This is a genomic window from Catenuloplanes sp. NPDC051500 (assembly GCF_044454585.1).
GTDB lineage: Bacteria > Actinomycetota > Actinomycetes > Mycobacteriales > Micromonosporaceae > Catenuloplanes.
The window spans coordinates 116,782-131,938 of sequence record NZ_JBITDX010000009.1 but is presented as its reverse complement, the minus strand read 5'-3'; the positions used below and the strand labels follow the sequence as shown (position 1 = coordinate 131,938).

At 70.5% G+C, this 15,157-nt stretch carries 13 protein-coding genes; 7 read left to right on the top strand and 6 right to left on the bottom strand.

Annotated elements, in window-relative coordinates:
* Window positions 1–136 precede the first annotated feature (136 nt).
* Window positions 137–427 (top strand): hypothetical protein, encoded by a 291-nt coding sequence (locus ACIA8K_RS19935; RefSeq protein ID WP_396061071.1) that lies wholly within the window; start codon window positions 137–139, stop codon window positions 425–427.
* Window positions 424–1,188 carry a polyphosphate kinase 2 family protein gene (locus ACIA8K_RS19930; protein WP_396061068.1) on the top strand — a complete coding sequence of 255 codons (765 nt, stop codon included), beginning with the start codon at window positions 424–426 and terminating at the stop codon, window positions 1,186–1,188. The genes ACIA8K_RS19935 and ACIA8K_RS19930 overlap by 4 nt, the downstream gene beginning before the upstream one ends.
* 75 nt (window positions 1,189–1,263) lie before the next feature.
* Here ACIA8K_RS19930 and ACIA8K_RS19925 read toward each other — a convergent pair whose 3' ends face one another.
* On the bottom strand, window positions 1,264–4,923 hold the full coding sequence (locus tag ACIA8K_RS19925; protein ID WP_396061066.1) for a fibronectin type III domain-containing protein: 3,660 nt from the start codon (window positions 4,921–4,923) through the stop codon (window positions 1,264–1,266).
* Window positions 4,924–5,329: 406 nt separating this feature from the next.
* Here ACIA8K_RS19925 and ACIA8K_RS19920 point away from each other — a divergent pair, with 406 nt between their 5' ends.
* Window positions 5,330–7,150, top strand: coding sequence for an RICIN domain-containing protein (locus ACIA8K_RS19920; protein ID WP_396061063.1), 1,821 nt, complete (start codon window positions 5,330–5,332; stop codon window positions 7,148–7,150).
* A 94-nt stretch (window positions 7,151–7,244) separates the two neighbouring features.
* On the opposite strand, the gene ACIA8K_RS19915 is transcribed toward ACIA8K_RS19920, so the two are convergent.
* On the bottom strand, window positions 7,245–8,015 hold the full coding sequence (locus ACIA8K_RS19915; protein ID WP_396061060.1) for a M15 family metallopeptidase: 771 nt from the start codon (window positions 8,013–8,015) through the stop codon (window positions 7,245–7,247).
* A gap of 232 nt (window positions 8,016–8,247) precedes the next feature.
* On the opposite strand from ACIA8K_RS19915, the gene ACIA8K_RS19910 reads away from it, so the two are divergent.
* Together ACIA8K_RS19910 and ACIA8K_RS19905 are read left to right on the top strand one after the other, a co-directional pair.
* Window positions 8,248–9,462, top strand: coding sequence for a pectate lyase (locus ACIA8K_RS19910; protein ID WP_396061058.1), 1,215 nt, complete (start codon window positions 8,248–8,250; stop codon window positions 9,460–9,462).
* 245 nt (window positions 9,463–9,707) lie between these two features.
* Complete coding sequence (locus ACIA8K_RS19905) at window positions 9,708–10,535, top strand: hypothetical protein (protein ID WP_396061055.1); 828 nt, start codon at window positions 9,708–9,710, stop codon at window positions 10,533–10,535.
* Between the two features lie 54 nt (window positions 10,536–10,589).
* Here ACIA8K_RS19905 and ACIA8K_RS19900 read toward each other — a convergent pair whose 3' ends face one another.
* From ACIA8K_RS19900 to ACIA8K_RS19890, 3 genes are read right to left on the bottom strand one after another with little or no spacing between them, the layout of a single operon-like run.
* Entirely contained in the window at window positions 10,590–11,756 is a 1,167-nt protein-coding gene (locus ACIA8K_RS19900) for a DUF5925 domain-containing protein (protein ID WP_396061052.1), read from the bottom strand.
* Between the two features lie 52 nt (window positions 11,757–11,808).
* Window positions 11,809–12,312: a GNAT family N-acetyltransferase gene (locus ACIA8K_RS19895; protein WP_396061049.1), complete on the bottom strand. Its 504-nt coding sequence runs from the start codon at window positions 12,310–12,312 to the stop codon at window positions 11,809–11,811.
* A 46-nt stretch (window positions 12,313–12,358) separates the two neighbouring features.
* On the bottom strand, window positions 12,359–13,264 hold the full coding sequence (locus ACIA8K_RS19890; RefSeq protein WP_396061046.1) for an SDR family NAD(P)-dependent oxidoreductase: 906 nt from the start codon (window positions 13,262–13,264) through the stop codon (window positions 12,359–12,361).
* 143 nt (window positions 13,265–13,407) lie between these two features.
* On the opposite strand from ACIA8K_RS19890, the gene ACIA8K_RS19885 reads away from it, so the two are divergent.
* Window positions 13,408–13,956 (top strand): TetR/AcrR family transcriptional regulator, encoded by a 549-nt coding sequence (locus tag ACIA8K_RS19885; protein ID WP_396061043.1) that lies wholly within the window; start codon window positions 13,408–13,410, stop codon window positions 13,954–13,956.
* 23 nt (window positions 13,957–13,979) lie between these two features.
* Here ACIA8K_RS19885 and ACIA8K_RS19880 read toward each other — a convergent pair whose 3' ends face one another.
* Window positions 13,980–14,564 carry a GNAT family N-acetyltransferase gene (locus ACIA8K_RS19880; protein WP_396061041.1) on the bottom strand — a complete coding sequence of 195 codons (585 nt, stop codon included), beginning with the start codon at window positions 14,562–14,564 and terminating at the stop codon, window positions 13,980–13,982.
* Window positions 14,565–14,796: 232 nt separating this feature from the next.
* Here ACIA8K_RS19880 and ACIA8K_RS19875 point away from each other — a divergent pair, with 232 nt between their 5' ends.
* Window positions 14,797–15,132: a YnfA family protein gene (locus tag ACIA8K_RS19875; protein WP_396061039.1), complete on the top strand. Its 336-nt coding sequence runs from the start codon at window positions 14,797–14,799 to the stop codon at window positions 15,130–15,132.
* The last annotated feature ends 25 nt before the right edge of the window (window positions 15,133–15,157 follow it).

Sequence of the window (15,157 nt, the reverse complement as noted above, 5' to 3'; positions counted from 1 at the left end):
GCTGAGCGACCATAGAACACGATCTCGATGCGGTGGACTGGCGACGGCTGGAGCACAACTACGGGCCCGCCACGGACGTGCCGCCGCTGCTTGCGGACCAGGGATCGCACGCCGCCGCCCCGGGCTGCGGGCCGGAATGACCGGATCAACGGATCAGTGGGTACGGGTGGCGGCCGCCCACGCGTTCTGGCGGGTCACCGACGCGATTCCTGTTCTCCGCCAGCTGGCCGCCCCGCTCACGGACGGCGAGTACCTGCCGATCATGCCGGTGGCGCTCGGTCACCTGGCGGAGATCGGCGCGGCCGAGGGCGTGCCCATCGCGCGGGCCGTGCTCGGCAGCGCGCGGCGGCTGTGCTGGTCGGGCGGCTGGCGCGGATTCCTGCAGGACGAGGAGCTGCTCATGATCAGTGCGAGGATGGTGGGATGACGACGCGGCTGTCGCGGGTGGATCTGTCGGCCCGGCTCGGGAAACGTGAAGCGCTGGAACGGCTCGAGGCTGCCCAGCAGCGGTTATTGCGGTTGCGGCTGCTGCTCGGCGGGCAGCTGGGCGAGGGGAAGCTCGGGCCGCCGCTGTGCGTGGTCTTCGAGGGCTGGGACGCGTCCGGCAAGGGAGGGGCGATAAAGCGGCTTGTCGCGCCGCTTGACCCCCGGCACGTGCGCGTCTCCCAGTTCGCCGCCCCGACCTATGACGAGAAACGGCACCACTTCCTGAAGCGCTTTTGGGCGGTTCTGCCCGGTTGGGGCGGGATGACCGTTCTCGACCGGTCCTGGTACGGCCGGGTCCTGGTCGAACGCGTCGAGGGTTTCGCCACCAAGGAGCAGTGGGGCCGCGCCTATCAGGAGATCGTCGAGTTCGAGCGCACCATCACCGCCGAAGGCATGATTCTGATCAAGTTCTGGATGCACGTCTCCCCCGAGGAGCAGCTCCGGCGCTTCAACGACCGTGCCGCTGACCCCCTGCGCACCTGGAAACTGACCGCCGAGGACTGGCGCAACCGCGACCGCCGCGAGGAGTACGAGGCCGCCATCGAGGACATGCTCAAGAAGACCGACAAGAAGCGTGCCCGCTGGCACGTCGTCGCCGGTGACAACAAGGCCTACGCGCGCGTCGCAGTCCTCGAACAGGTCTGTCACACCGTGGAAGGCCGCCTCTCCACCGGCGGCTACGACCTCCGGGACGCCGACTGACACGCCCGCCGGATCTCATCGGCCGGTCTGCACACGCGGTACGGGCTCGGCGGGGCCCGTACCGCGCGGCGGGGATCAGTCCGACGCGAAGGTGGTCACAGTGGACGGCCCGTTCGCGGTCGAGGACCGCGCGGCCGGCACGAGGACCGTCACCGGATTGCTTCGGGCTGCGGCCGAGCCACCGTTCGCGTTGTGTGCCGTCACTGTGAGCGTGTAGGTCTTGCCGGGCTGGAATTGATTGCACGGCTGCCCGGCCGAGTTCTGGTCGAGCAGCGTGTACGTGCCGGGCCCGGGAAGGATGTAGTAGTCGCAGAAGATCGGGCTCGACTCCACCGGCTGTTTCGTGACGATGAAGGACTCCGGGGCCGCGCCGGGACCCGAGCCGACCACCAGCCCGACGACCGGGACGGTGACGCCGTTGGGCCGGACCGGGTCCGGGAAGGCGAAGACGGTGGGCAGCCCCGGCAATCCGACGCTCACCCGGACCGACGCCGATTGGGCCGGCCTGGTGATGCCGGCCGGCACCGTGGCGACGATTGTGAAGATCCCGTCCCGTGCCGGTGCGGTGTACCGCCCCGCGCTGGTGATGGTGCCGTTGTCCGTGCCCTGCACCTCCCATGCGACCGTACCGCCGAGGTAGTTGCTGTCGGCTTTGAGGTCGACTGTGCCGCCGCGGGCGAGCGTCACGTCCTTCGGGGAGATGTCGAGCTTGGCGAGGGCACCGTCCGCTCCCGCGACCCGGGTGCAGTTCGGCGCGAACAGGGCCGGATTCTTGTACGCGGTGCGGTTGAAGAACGGCACCAGCTCGGCGCCGACGCGGACGCAGTCCTCGACCTTCCACCACGGGTCGCCGAGCAGGGAGACGCTTGAGTCGTTGTACGCGTCCACGTTGAGCTTGGCGATGTCCTTGCTGTACATCTCGCCGACCACCTGAACCCGCACGCCGATCTTGACGCCGCCGTCGATGTAGGTGTTCGGCGCCTCCACCTCGAAGACCGCGGGCGGGTTCCGGAAGCTGGACGAGGTCACGACGGGCAGGTGCACTGTCGCCCCGGCGGTCTTGGCGGAGCTCAGCGAGGTGGTGAAGCCGGGACCGACGCTCCCGGAGACGAAGAGCGAGAAGTTGACTGTGAAATTCGGCCGGAAGAACTTCGAGGCCTTCGCCGCCTTGAAGTCCGAGCTGCCCAGCTTCAGCTCCCGCTCCTTCAGCTCGGCGGGCTGTTCCGCGGTCAGCGACGCCTCGACGTGCGAGGTGGCGTCCGCCGAGAGCATCACGTCGTCCGGGAAGTCGATGCTGCCGTCGAGCGCCACCGACAGCTTGATCTTTGCGTTGAGCTTCACCCCGGCGGCCACCTCCCATTCCTGCACCAGGAACTCGTGCTCCGGCGTGATCGTCTGGGTTCCGAAGCCGTCCCCCGCCTGTGACACCGGTGGCAGCAGGCCGGAGAACCCGAAGCCGCCGTCCGTGAACGCCTCGCTCGTGGCCGCGTCGGTGGTGCTCACGGTCGTGGTCGTACCGCTGGTGGCGACCCTGCTCACCGTGCGCAGGAATCCGTCCGGCGCGACCGGGGCGTCCGGCACCACGAGCACCGTGCCGACCGGCAGCCCGGTCACCTCGGCCGGCGCGCCGGTGAAGGCGAGCGTGGTGTCCGTGATCCCGGTGAGCGTGCCGAGCGCGGCTGCGGACAGTTGCCGGGCCTTGGAGGCGAGCGTGAGATCCGCCCGGCTGGGCTCGGAGACCGTCCCGGCGCCGGCACCCACGGCGTTGCGCGCGGTCACCGCGAACGTGTACTGGGTGCCTGCGGTCAGGCCTGTCACTCCGGCGGACCGCGCGGTCGCCGGCGCGGTGACCGTCCGGCCGCCGGGCTGCACCGTGATCGTGTAACCGGTGATCGGGGTGCCGCCGGTGTAGGCCGGGGCGGTCCACTCCACCATGACCACGCCGTTGCCCTCGGCGGCCGCGAGCACCCCGACCGGCGCGTCCGGCACGGTCCGGCCCGGCGTCACCGTCGCCGACGCGGCCGAGGCGGGGCCGGCACCCCGCGCGTTCGCGGCCCGGACCGTGAACGTGTACGCGGTGCCGTTCGTCAACTTCGGCACCTCCACCTCGGTGGCCGTCGCGGTCACGGTCACTGTCGCGCCACCGGGCGAGGCGGTCACCGTGTAGGTGTCCAGCGGGAGCCGCCCATCGTTCGCGGGACGCTGCCAGGCCACCCACACGGCGCCGTCCCGCGCGGTGGCGGTGACCGCGCCGGGGGCGCCCGGGACGGACGGCGCGGCCGGGCTGACCGCGGCCGAGGCCGCGCTCGACGGTCCCCGGCCTACCACGTTGACGGCGCTGACCGTGAACGTGTACGCCGTGCCGTTCGTGAGGCCGGCGAAGACCGCCGAGGTGGTTCCGGTGACGTCAAGCGTGCCACCGCCCGGGCTCGCGGTGATCCGGTAACCGGTGATCGCGGCGCCGCCGTCGGTCGCCGGTGGCGTCCACGTCAGGCTCGCCCGTCCGTCCTCGGCACGGGCGGTGACAGCGCGAGGCGCACCGGGCGCGGTCGCCGCGCGGTAGTAGCCGGCCACGTCCAGGTGGAACCGGACGGCGGCGCCGCCACTGTTGTAGACCGCGATCCGGCCGTCCGGGCTCAGCTTGCTGACCTGCATCGTCGGCCAGCCCCCTCCGGAGCGGTAGGACAGCAGCCGGGCGACCGTCTGCGGCGCGTCCGCGGCCCGGACGGCGAGCGCGCCGTTCGCGGTCCCGCCGGCCGCGGTGAGGTTGAACGCGGCGGCGGACGCCCCGGACGCCGGGATCCCGCCGACGCCGGCCAGCAGGTACGTTCCGGTCTGCCCGGCCTCGAGCAGCTCCGAGGTGAGTACCCGGGCCGGGGTCAGCCCGAGGTAGGAACTGCCCGCCTCCGTCGCGGCAGGCCCCAGGTAATAGCCGACCACGTCCACGGTGACAGTCGACGCCGACTGCGAGTAGATCCTGAACCGGCCGTTGGCGCCGAGCGTGACCGGGACCTGATTGGTGTACGACCCGCCGTCGTCCCGGTGGTTGACAACTGACGTGCCCGGCCGGGTCACCCCGTCCGGATAGACGCTGATCCAGCCGACCGCCGACGAGCTGACCGTGACGTGGGCGAGCACGGCCGTGACGCCTGTGGACGGGATGCCGCCCAGCCCCAGCGGGGCGACTGTCGTGTACTCGCCGGCGGCGACGGGCAGACCGGCGGCGATCCGGGCCGGCGTCAACGGCACGTACGACGAACCGGCCGCCGTGACGCCCGCGGCGCTGAAGAATCCGGTGATGTCGACGTGCAGCCGTACCGTCGCGTCGGCGGAGCTGTTGTAGACCGAGACCCGGCCGCCGGTGCCGAGCGACACCACAGCGGAGTTCGCGATGGTCAGGTTCGGCCGGAAGTTCACCGTGGAGGTGCCCGGCCGGGTGGTCGCCGCCGGATAGACGGTCAGGTAGCCGGTGGCGGTACTCGTCGCCGTCAGATTGATCGCCACGGCCGAGACGCCGGTGGCGGGCACACCTGCGGCGCCGCGCGGGTCGAAGGAGAAGACGCCCTGCACCGGCACGGTTGCCGAGGTGGCGATCCGGGCCGGGGTCAGCGGCGTGTACTGACCGGCGGCCGGCTGCACGTCGCCGAGCGCCGGAGCGGGCCGGGCCGCTATGACAATCGCGCCGATCAGGACGAGCAGGACGGCAAGTGAGGCTCTCAGCGATCGGAGGTGCATGGCGCTTCCTTTCGTTCACCGGTGACGCGGGGCCCGGCCGGGCAGTGGCGAGCCCCGCGACGGGAGTCAGGCGCGGTACGCCTCGATGTCCGCCCGGTACGCGGCAGGCGCCCCCACTCGTCGTGTGTCAGCACGCAGTCCCTCACGGACACGCATATTCACCGCACATCGCACGTACAGGGCCGGCAACACCCGCGCCGGTACGCCGGGCCGGGCGGATCAGGCAGCCCGTCCGGTCACGGGTGCATATGCAGCGGATGTACGGCCCCTATGCGCAGTGCCCGTACGTTCGCCCCGGCCGGTACGGCCACGTCGGCGTGACGGCGTCCACTGCGGATACCGGCACGGTGCGGGTCCGTCCATCTCGTGCACTCCGCCCCGCGGGGTCCGATCGAAGCGAGCAGGTATGTCTGTGCGAAGAATCGCCACGGTAGGGCTGGCGATACTGGTGATGCTCGGCGCGACGGCGACCAGCGCCGCGGCCGTCCCGGACGAACCGGCGCCCGTGTCGACGGTGAACGACGACGTCTTCCCCGGCGCGCAGCTCGGCGGCGCGCGGACGGGTCCGCTGGCCTCATCGGTGCCGGCAGCAGGTGGCAACTCGACGACGGCCCTCGCCGGGGGCCCGTTCATCGGCTTCACCTGCGACGGCACCGCCGGCCCCCGGGTCGAGGTGCTGTACGTGCGTGAGGCGTCGATGCCCGACCGGTACGCGGCGATGCAGCCGGTACTCCAGGCCTGGCTGCTCAACGCGGACGCGGCCTGGAACGACGCCGCCGCCCGCCACGCCGAGAGCCGGCACATCAGGTACCTCACCGAGACAGTCAACGGCTCGTGCCAGGCCGTGGTCCGCAACGTCGTGGTGCCCGCCGGCGCCCTCGACACGTTCGACGCGTCGATCAACGCGGTCAAGGCGCTCGGCTACAACGCCGTCTCCAACCGCAAATACCTGCTGATCACCGAGGCCACAGTCGTCTGCGGGCTGGCCCAGGGCACCGGCGACGATCAGCCGGGCGCGGCGAACGCGGCGAACACGGCCGTCCGGTACGCCCGGGTCGACGCCGCCCCCAACTGCCTCGGCGCGAACGCGATCGCGCATGAGTTCGGGCACACGATCGGCGCGATCCAGAGCAGCGCGCCGCACTTCGCCTCGACCGGGCACTGCAGCCAGGGCTTCGACCTGATGTGTTACGCCGAGGACTTCTCGTTCGACTGCGCGCAGTACGACCACAAGCGGCTGCCCGACTGCGGCGGTGACGACTTCTTCAGCGCCCAGCCGGCGGCGGGGACGTACCTGGCGACCCACTGGAACACCGCGAACAGCGTGTACTTCCGCGCCGGCACCACGGCGGACAACCAGAACTACCCGCGGTCGGGCTGGACCTACACGGTGCAGAACGTGGCCTCCGGCAGGGCGCTCGATGTCGACCCGGACGGGGGCACGGTGCGTGACCCGCTGAAGTACCTGCACGCCACCGCCGCGTCGAGCACGGCGCCCAGCCAACAGTGGCTGGTGACGTACAACACCGGCCTTCAGCTGCAGAACCGCGACAGCTTCCACTGCGTGGACACCGCCTACAGCGGAGTCACCCCGGGCACCCGGGTCCTGCAGTACGACTGCAACGGGCAGGACGGCATGCGGTGGGCCTACCTGCCGCACTCCGACGGCTCCTTCACGATCCTCAACTGGCGGAGCGGCCTGGCACTGACCCAGCCGACCGCCGCCGGAGCCCTTGTCGACCAGCAGGTCTACACCGGCGCGCCGAACCAGCGGTGGTTCTTCACAAGGATCGCCGACCCGGGTACGCCCGTCGACAACGCGGTCTACACGATCGCGGCGTTGAGCAACCGGGCGGCTCTGTCGGCGCCGGTCGCCTCCGATGTGGGCCAGGTGATCAGCCATGCGGCCCGGAGCGCGAACACCACGCAGCAGTTCCGCCTGCAGGCGATCGGGTCGTACTGGCAGTTGGTGCATGTGCGCAGCGGCCTGTGCGCCGCCAACACACAGAACGCGACGGAGGGGCTCGCGCTGACGTTGCGCACGTGCAGCACGAACCCGCTGGGTCAGCAGTGGACGCTACGCCGGGTGGCCGACTCGCGGTTCCTGCTTGTCAACCGGCACAGCGGCAAGGTCGCGGCGATGACCACCGGCTTGGGCTCCCCCATCGAGCAGCAGACCGCCGCGCCCGACGACACGGCGCAGATCTGGGCCTTCGCACGCGTGTGACGCCCGTACGACCCTTCGACGCCTCGTCCGCGGCCTCCCGTCGGACGGGGCACCCCACCGCGACGCCCGCCCCGGATCAAGGCCTCAGCGCTCGTCAGCGCAGGGACGACCGGGCCACCGGGAAATTGAAGTAGGTGCCGGGGTACGGATCCGCGGCGAGCGCGAAGTGCCACCACTCCCGGAAGTACCCGGTGAAGCCGGCGGCCGCCATGGTGTCGCGGAGCAGAATGCGGTTGGCACGCGCGGCACCTGTGACACGGGGGGCGAGCGTGGCCGCGCGCGTGTCGAAGCAGTCGTAACCCGTACCCATGTCGACGCTGTTGTCCCTGAAACGGTTCGCCGCGTAGCAGGCGACAAGCGGGTCGCCGGGCCGGTACGCGGGTTGCGCGGCCGCCGGGAGGCGGACCATCGTGAGGTCTACAGTGCTGCCGCGGCTGTGACCTGACGGGCTGTCGAGGAATCCCTTCCGGTAGAGCCCGGCCTTGCCGGTGCGCGGGTAGAACTCGGCTTTCATCCGCCGGTCGGTGCGATCGCGCGTCCAGGCGGCGAAGTCGGCGACGGCGCGGCCCGGCCGGTAGCAGTCGTAGACCTTGAGGCTGAGGCCGCGCGGGCGCAGTGCGGCCTGGGCGCGGGCCAGCGCGTGGGCGGCCGCCTTGGTCAGGATGCAGAGCGGCTCGCGGTAGCCCTTGATGGGCCGGCCGACGAAGTTGTGCGCCGAGTGGTAGCGGATGTCGCGAAGGATTGTCGGGTCGACGCTTGCGATATCGACGAACCGGGCTGGGGCCGCGGGTGCGGCCACCGCCGCCGCCGGCGTCGCCGCGATCGTCGTTGCCGCGAGCGTGACGGCTATGAGCAGTAGTTTCATGGGACGAGCACCGCCGATGACGAGAGGTTGTGACCTCATCATCGGTGATCCGCCCGTCCGGGATCAGCGATTCAGCAGTATCGCGTTCACGTGGGCGCCGCCGCGGACCGTACCGCCTCCGACCAGCACTTGCCTTTCTGATCGACTTGTATCTATTCTTTCAGGAATGCGCTTTCCAGATTGGAAGCGGTGTGGCGCCGGCGCACTTTGTGACCATGAAGGTGAGACACGGATGAGACGACACGTAGCCCTGCGGTGGATAACCGGGGGCGCCGTCGCGGCGGTGGGGGCGGCGGTCATGCTGTCGCTGCCCCAGGCCTGGGCCGCGGAGACGAACCTGAGCCTCAGCGGCGGCGCCGACGGCTCCAGCAAGGCCAGCGGCACCAGCTACGGCAACGTCAAGGACGGCGACACCGGTACGTACTGGGCGCCGAGCAGCGCGACCGGGTCCATCTCGGTCAAGTGGGGCAGCGCCACAACCGTGAGCAGCGTGGTGATCAAGCAGGCGTCCGGCGGCGGGTCGATCACCGCGTGGCGTCTGCTGAACGCGGACAGCGGCGCGGTCCTGAGCAGCGGCAGCGGCAGCCCGAGCACGATCTCGTTCACCGCGGCCTCGCTGAAGAAGGTCACGCTCGACATCACCGGCGCGTCCGCCGCGCCGAGGATCGCCGAGTTCGAGACGTACGCGGGCGGCACCTCGAACCCGACCACCGGCCCGACCACCGGGGGCCCGACCACTCCGGCCCCGACCCCGACGGGCGGCTCCGGCACCCCGACCGGGGCGTGGCCGTCGTCGGCCGGTTCGGTGAGCATCTCCAGCACGCAGAACGTGTCAGGCACGTTCGACGGCGGGATGAAGACCTACTGCTGCATCGGTGACGGTTCGCAGAACGAGTCGCAGGACCCGATGTTCTCCATCGCGAACGGCGGCACGCTGCAGAACGTCATCCTCGGCTCCCCGGCCGGCGACGGCGTGCACTGCGAGGGCACCTGCACGCTTCGCAACGTCTGGTGGAACGACATCGGTGAGGACGCCGCGACGTTCAAGGGCACCGGCGGCGGCACGTCGTACGTGATCGGCGGCGGCGCCCGCAACGGCAGCGACAAGACGTTCCAGCACAACGGCAACGGCACCGTGAGCATCAGCGGCTTCTACCTGAAGGGCTCCGGCAAGCTCTACCGGGGCTGCGGCAACTGCACGAACTCGTACACCCGGCACGTGAAGATCGACAACGTGCTGCTTGACGACATCGACATGGTGGCCGGCATCAACAGCAACTGGGGCGACACCGCCACAATCACCCGGGTGACGCTCGTCAACAGCTCGTCGGCCACGGTGTGCGGTAAGTACAAGGGAGTCAGCAAGGGCAGCGAGCCGACCTATCTCGGCGCGGGCTGGGACGACGCGAACTGCAAGGTGAAGCAGAGCGACATCACCTACAGATAAAACCTGCCGGGTACGGGCGTCCACCGCGCGGTGGACGCCCGTTTCCTGTGCCCTGGACGCGACCACCCACGGGCTGGAAGCCCGCGGGAGCGTGCGGGCCGGGCCACCGCGGGAGTGGGAAAGCGGTATTGGCAGGGACTTTAGAGCTGGATCAAAACGTCGTTGTATCGATGGTGATCACCCCACAGACTGGACCGCGGCACATGGTCATGGATGCCCTCCAGACGGGGAAAGAGGAGCTGACGATGAACGTCGACGTGCGAAACAGACGAGGTCCCGGTGGGCGGGTGCTGCGCCTGATGGCCGCGGCAGCCGTGGCGCTGGTCGCGTCCACGCTGATCGCCTCGCCGGCCGCGGCCGCGCGGACCGCCACGATCCTGCAGATGAATCTGTGCAACGGCGGTGCCGCCGACTGTTACACCGGCGGGCTGGCGGCGGTCGGCGAAGCGAAGATGATGATCGAGCATTATCACCCGAACGTCGTCTTCATCAATGAGATCTGCCGCGGGCAAGAGGTCGACATCGCGGAGAACAACGACTATGACTACTACTCCGCCTGGACCTTCGCTGCGGCGTGGAACGCGAATGCGGGCACCCCGGTGAAATGCACGAACGGCGCGGACTACGGCAGCGCGATCCTTGTCGACAACAACTATGTATACATGGACGACTATGGCGTCTACGCACGGCAGAACAGCACGTCCGAGCAGCGGGCCTACGGTTGTGCGCGCTTCGCCGACTTCTACGGCTGCGTCACCCACCTCAGCACGGACGAGCCGACCGCGCTGGCCCAGTGCAACGAACTGACCCGGCAGCGCCTGCCCGCCATGAAGGCGCTCTACGGTGAGCCGAACGTGCCGTCGATCGTGAGCGGCGACCTCAACCTGAAGTACAACACCGCAGATCCGGAGAACGTGCAGAACTGCGTGCCGTCCGGGTGGACCAGGAAGGGTGACGGCGACGTGCAGCACGTCATGGTCTCGTCCGGGTTCACCGGCATGAGCGCCCGGACGCTGCCCATGATCTACACAGACCACAGCGCGCTGCTTGTCACCGTGACCGCCCCCTGGTAGACGACGCCCCTGGGCGTGTGTGGTGGACCGGGATCCGCCACACACGCCCGTGTTTTAGAGGTACATGCCGGTGTTGGTGGGCGGCTCGGGGACGGTGACCGGGGCGGTGCCGGAGCGCAGGGCGAAGAGTTCCGCGAGCGTGGCGCCGTCCGAGGTGATGCCGTGCGAGCGGCCGAGCCAGGAGGTCGCCTCGTCGTAGGGGAGGCGGCCGACCTCGATCTGGGCCAGGCAGCGGCCCGGGCGGATGACCGCGGGGTGCAGGCGGGTCAGGTCCTCGTTTGTCGTGATCGCGATGAGCGCGTTGCGACCCTGGCCGAGCAGCCCGTCGGTCAGGTTCAGCAGGCGGGACAGCGACTGGCCGGAGCTGGCCTTGGCCTCGCCGCCGATCAGCTCGTCACAGTCCTCGAGCACAAGCAGGCGCCAGCGCGGGCCGTCCTCGTCGTCGCCGCCGAGCGCCACGTTCATCAGGTACGCCGGGTCGGCGAACAGGCGCTCCGGGTCGAGCACGCAGTCGACCTGGCACCAGGACTTCCACTCCTGGGCCAGCGCGCGGATCAGCGTGGTCTTGCCGGTGCCGGGCGGGCCGTGCAGCAGCAGGAGCCGGCCGTCCGGCGACTCGCCGTCCTGCGCCATCACCCGGTCGAGTGCGGACGCCACCCCTGTCGCGTAGTTGCCGCGGATGGTGTCCCACGGGGCCGCGTCGATCTGCCGCTCGACCCGGCGCGGGCCGTGCGGGCCGAAGTGCCAGAAGCCGATGCCGACCGTGTCCGGCGTGGGTTCCGGCTCCTCCACCGCGCCGTCGATCACGCTTGTCACCACGGACTCGGCCAGCTCAGCGCTGACCGCGGTGACCATGACCGTGGCCCGGCGGGACTGGGTCCAGTGGTTGACGTGAAGCGTGAAGCCGTCGCCGGCGATCAGCCGGCCGCGCCCGGTGTCCTCGACCGCCTCGCGCAGCACCCGCGCGCCGTCGATCATGAGTTTGGCGTCGGAGCGCACGTTCTCCAGGTGGGTGGTGCGGCCGTACGGCTCCCGGCCGGTGGTGAACGCGCTTATCGCCAGCAGGTCGACCACGTCGACCAGACGGTCGCCGTCATCGACGGAGCCGGACATCGGCAGCGCGCCGACCAGCTCCGGTGCCTTCGCCTTGGCCACGGCCGCCTTGGCGCCCGTGGCCGTCTTCTTGTCGCGCGCGTCGACGGGCTGCCGGGGGGTGTTCATCTGTCCCATGATCCGGGGCCGGACGGTCGCCGACCAACCTATTTCTGCTTTCTTACACGTGCTTGCGAAAGATCGTGGTCGCGACCCGTTCACCCGCCGGAGTGAGCGCGAACTCCGGGATCTCGCCGACCCGGGTCCAGCCGCGCCGGGCGTACAGCCCCTCCGCCACGCTGCCGGACTCGGTGTCCAGCACCAGGAGGGTACGCCCGAGCGCGCGGGCCCCCTCCTCCGCGGCCACGAGCAGCGCGCCGCCCAGGCCGCGGCCCCGCCCGTCCGGGTGAACCAGCAGCTTCGCGACCTCCGCCCGGTGCGGCGCGTTGGGCTGCGCGGCCGGCAGCAGCCGGACGACGCCGAGGATCCTGCCGTCCTCCCGGGCCACCCAGGTGCGGGCCTCCGGGTCCTGCAGAGCCCGCCGCCAGTACGCACGGGCGTCCTCGACGGCGAACGGCAGCGTGAACCCGACGCTGGCGCCGCCGAGGACGCACTCGAGCAGCACCTCCGCGAGATCCGTCTCGGCGGCGGCGTGGTCCTCGGCGGTCAGCGGCGCAATCTCCATCACCCCATGATCAACGATGCGGGGGCGATCGGCGTGGTGAGTTTTTTCATCTGAGCGTCTGTTCCGACACCGTCCACAGTCGGGCGGCCGCGTCCGTGTCAAGCGCCCAGGGCGCGAAGCCGGTGCGGGTGCCGGGCTGGTTCGGGGCGGCCTCGGCGCAGTCCTCGAAGTAGCGGCCGGTAACGCCCTTGACCGTCGGCGAGGCCGCGAGCAGCACGGACGTGGCCGCGCCCTGCTGTGGTGTCTTCCACCGCGGCTCCCCGCCGCCGGCCGCCTGTCGTGCCGCGGCCAGGTCGGCCTCGGAGACGTACCGCTGGAGGTTGGTCTTGATGGCGCCGGGGTTGAGTGCGTTGATGTCGATGCCGTCGCGCGCCCAGCGTGTCGCCGCCTCGACCGCGAACCAGATGTTTGCGGTCTTGGACTGGCCGTAGGCGGCCCACGATTCGTACTCCCGCTGCCGGTAGTGGATGTCGTCGAACACGACAGGCGAGCGCAGGTGGGCGCTTGAGCTGACCGCGACCACGCGGGCGCCGCCGGCCGCGGCGAGCGCACGGTGCAGGCAGGTGGCGAGCGCGAAGTGGCCGAGGTGGTTCGTGGCGAACTGCAGCTCCCAGCCGGGGCCGGTGCGGGTCAGCGGCGGCGCCATCACGCCCGCGTTGTTGATCAGCATGTGCAGCGGCCCGTCCCAGTGCGCGGCGAACGCGCCGACGCCGACCGGATCGGCAAGATCAAGGAATGCCACGTGTACGCCGGGATTGTGCGTCTCCCGGGTGATCTCGTCGGCGACGCGGGCGCCGGCGGCGGTGTCCCGCACGGCGAGCGTGACCTCGGCGCCGGCTGCGGCCAGCGCGCGGGCGGTCTCGATGCCGATGCCTGACGCGCCGCCGGTGACGATCGCGCGCTTGTGGGTGAGGTCGACGTCGCGGAGGACGTCGGCGGCGGTGCTGTCCATCTCTTCTCCCTTAAGCGGAGGTTCCTCCGGTAACGTTAACCGGAGGAACCTCCGATTGCCAGGAGCCCGAACGCGGTTCCTCCTGAGGTGGCGCGATACGCTTCACAATTCCGCTTGACACACTGAGAGAAGGTGCTTGACCGATGCGTGCCGACGCGCAGCGCAACCGCGAACGGCTGCTCGACGCGGCGGTCAACGCGTTCACCACCGAAGGGCCCGAGGTGACGCTCGAGTCCGTCGCCAAGGCGGCGGGGGTCGGCATCGGCACGCTGTACCGGCACTTCCCCACGCGTGAGGCGCTTGTCGAGGCCGCGTACCGCAATGAGCTGTCGCGGCTCTGCGATGCGGCGCCGGAGCTCGCCGCGACGCTCTCGCCGGACAAGGCGCTGCGGGCGTGGATGGACAGGTTCCTCGACTACATGACCACCAAGCACGGGATGGCCGACGCGCTGCGTGCGGTCATCGCGTCCGGCGGGAACCCGTACGCGCACAGCCGGGACCGCATGATCGCGGCGCTGGCGCAACTGCTCGCCGCCGGGATCGACGCCGGGCTGATCCGCGCCGACCTGACCGCGGACGATGTGCTTGTCGGGCTGAGCGGCATCACGTTCGCAGCGGGCAAGCCGGAGCAGCGCGCGCAGGCCGGGCGGCTCCTCGACCTGCTCATCGACGGTCTCCGCAGTCAGTCCTGAGTGGTCGGGCGTGACCCCGCGCTCTACCGCGTGCGCCTGACCTGACGGCGGCGCTTGCGGAAGGTGGGGCGCGGGCGGGTGCAGCGCAGCTCGTACTCCGGGTCGACGTGCTCGAACCAGACGGTTTGCACCGTCCGGCCGCTCTCCAGCGTGACAGTGTCCGGTCCGTCCGCCGGGGTGAAGCCGGACCGGCCCAGCCAGTGCCGGGAGGCCGTGTTCGCCGGCTCCGCGCCCGCGACGAGCCGTTCCAGCCCGAAGTGCCGGTGGGCAAGCGCGGTGACGGTCTCCAGCATCTCGTGGCCGTAGCCCTGCCGCCGGAATTCGCGGTGGATCGCGCCGCCGATCTCGCTGGCGCCGTGCCGGCTGAAGACGGACAGGTTGCCGACCAGGTGGCGCGTCTCCCGGCTGATCCCGGCGAAGAACAAAAAGTGCGGATCGACAGGCACCATCGCATCCGGATCCGCGTACTCCCGCACCGGGTCGGCGAGCGGCTCGTTCGGCATGGCCAGCCACGCCTCCGCGACCTCGTCGGTCATCTCGGCACGACTGCCCGGGTCCTCGGCCGACTGCCGCATCCAGCGCGCGATGTCAGTCGCTCGGCTGGTCACGATCCACAGCCTGGGTGTCTGCGCCACGTGCAGATCGTGCGGCAGGCACGACACCTGAGGATTCACGAGACCTGAAAATTCACGAGCCGACGGGGGTACGGAACAGGCCGAGCCGGGAGAGGCTGCGCGCGGTGTCCAGGATGGTCACGGCGACATCTTAGGGTGTGCGTGGTGGATCGCGGCGAGCCGAGGAGCGGGCCGCCGGGATACCTCCACGGGTAACGTGCGGCGAGTGGAGATCCTACGGTCACTGGCGTTGTTCGGACTGGCCGCGCTTGCGGAGATCGGCGGGGCCTGGCTGATCTGGCAGGGCTTCCGGGAGCAGCGCGGCTTGTGGTGGATCGCCGGTGGCGTGATCGCGCTCGGCCTCTACGGCTTCGTCGCCACCTTCCAGCCCGACCCGAACTTCGGCCGGATCCTCGCCGCGTACGGCGGCGTCTTCGTGGCCGGCTCACTCGCCTGGGCCATGGTGGTCGACAGGTTCCGCCCGGACCGCTGGGACCTGCTCGGCGCCGCGATCTGCCTGGTCGGCGTGGTCGTCATCATGTACGCCCCGCGCAGCACATGACCTGCTGCGATGCGCGGGGTTCCGC

Bases quoted from the DNA above. Each gene is read 5' to 3' on its own strand.
- ACIA8K_RS19890 (WP_396061046.1), bottom strand. From the start codon at position 13,264: ATGGACAGCACCGCCGCCGACGTCCTCCGCGACGTCGACCTCACCCAC.
- ACIA8K_RS19905 (WP_396061055.1), top strand. From the start codon at position 9,708: ATGAACGTCGACGTGCGAAACAGACGAGGTCCCGGTGGGCGGGTGCTG.
- ACIA8K_RS19920 (WP_396061063.1), top strand. From the start codon at position 5,330: ATGTCTGTGCGAAGAATCGCCACGGTAGGGCTGGCGATACTGGTGATG.
- ACIA8K_RS19895 (WP_396061049.1), bottom strand. From the start codon at position 12,312: ATGGAGATTGCGCCGCTGACCGCCGAGGACCACGCCGCCGCCGAGACG.
- ACIA8K_RS19885 (WP_396061043.1), top strand. From the start codon at position 13,408: ATGCGTGCCGACGCGCAGCGCAACCGCGAACGGCTGCTCGACGCGGCG.
- ACIA8K_RS19930 (WP_396061068.1), top strand. From the start codon at position 424: ATGACGACGCGGCTGTCGCGGGTGGATCTGTCGGCCCGGCTCGGGAAA.
- ACIA8K_RS19935 (WP_396061071.1), top strand. From the start codon at position 137: ATGACCGGATCAACGGATCAGTGGGTACGGGTGGCGGCCGCCCACGCG.
- ACIA8K_RS19910 (WP_396061058.1), top strand. From the start codon at position 8,248: ATGAGACGACACGTAGCCCTGCGGTGGATAACCGGGGGCGCCGTCGCG.
- ACIA8K_RS19900 (WP_396061052.1), bottom strand. From the start codon at position 11,756: ATGAACACCCCCCGGCAGCCCGTCGACGCGCGCGACAAGAAGACGGCC.
- ACIA8K_RS19925 (WP_396061066.1), bottom strand. From the start codon at position 4,923: ATGCACCTCCGATCGCTGAGAGCCTCACTTGCCGTCCTGCTCGTCCTG.
- ACIA8K_RS19915 (WP_396061060.1), bottom strand. From the start codon at position 8,015: ATGAAACTACTGCTCATAGCCGTCACGCTCGCGGCAACGACGATCGCG.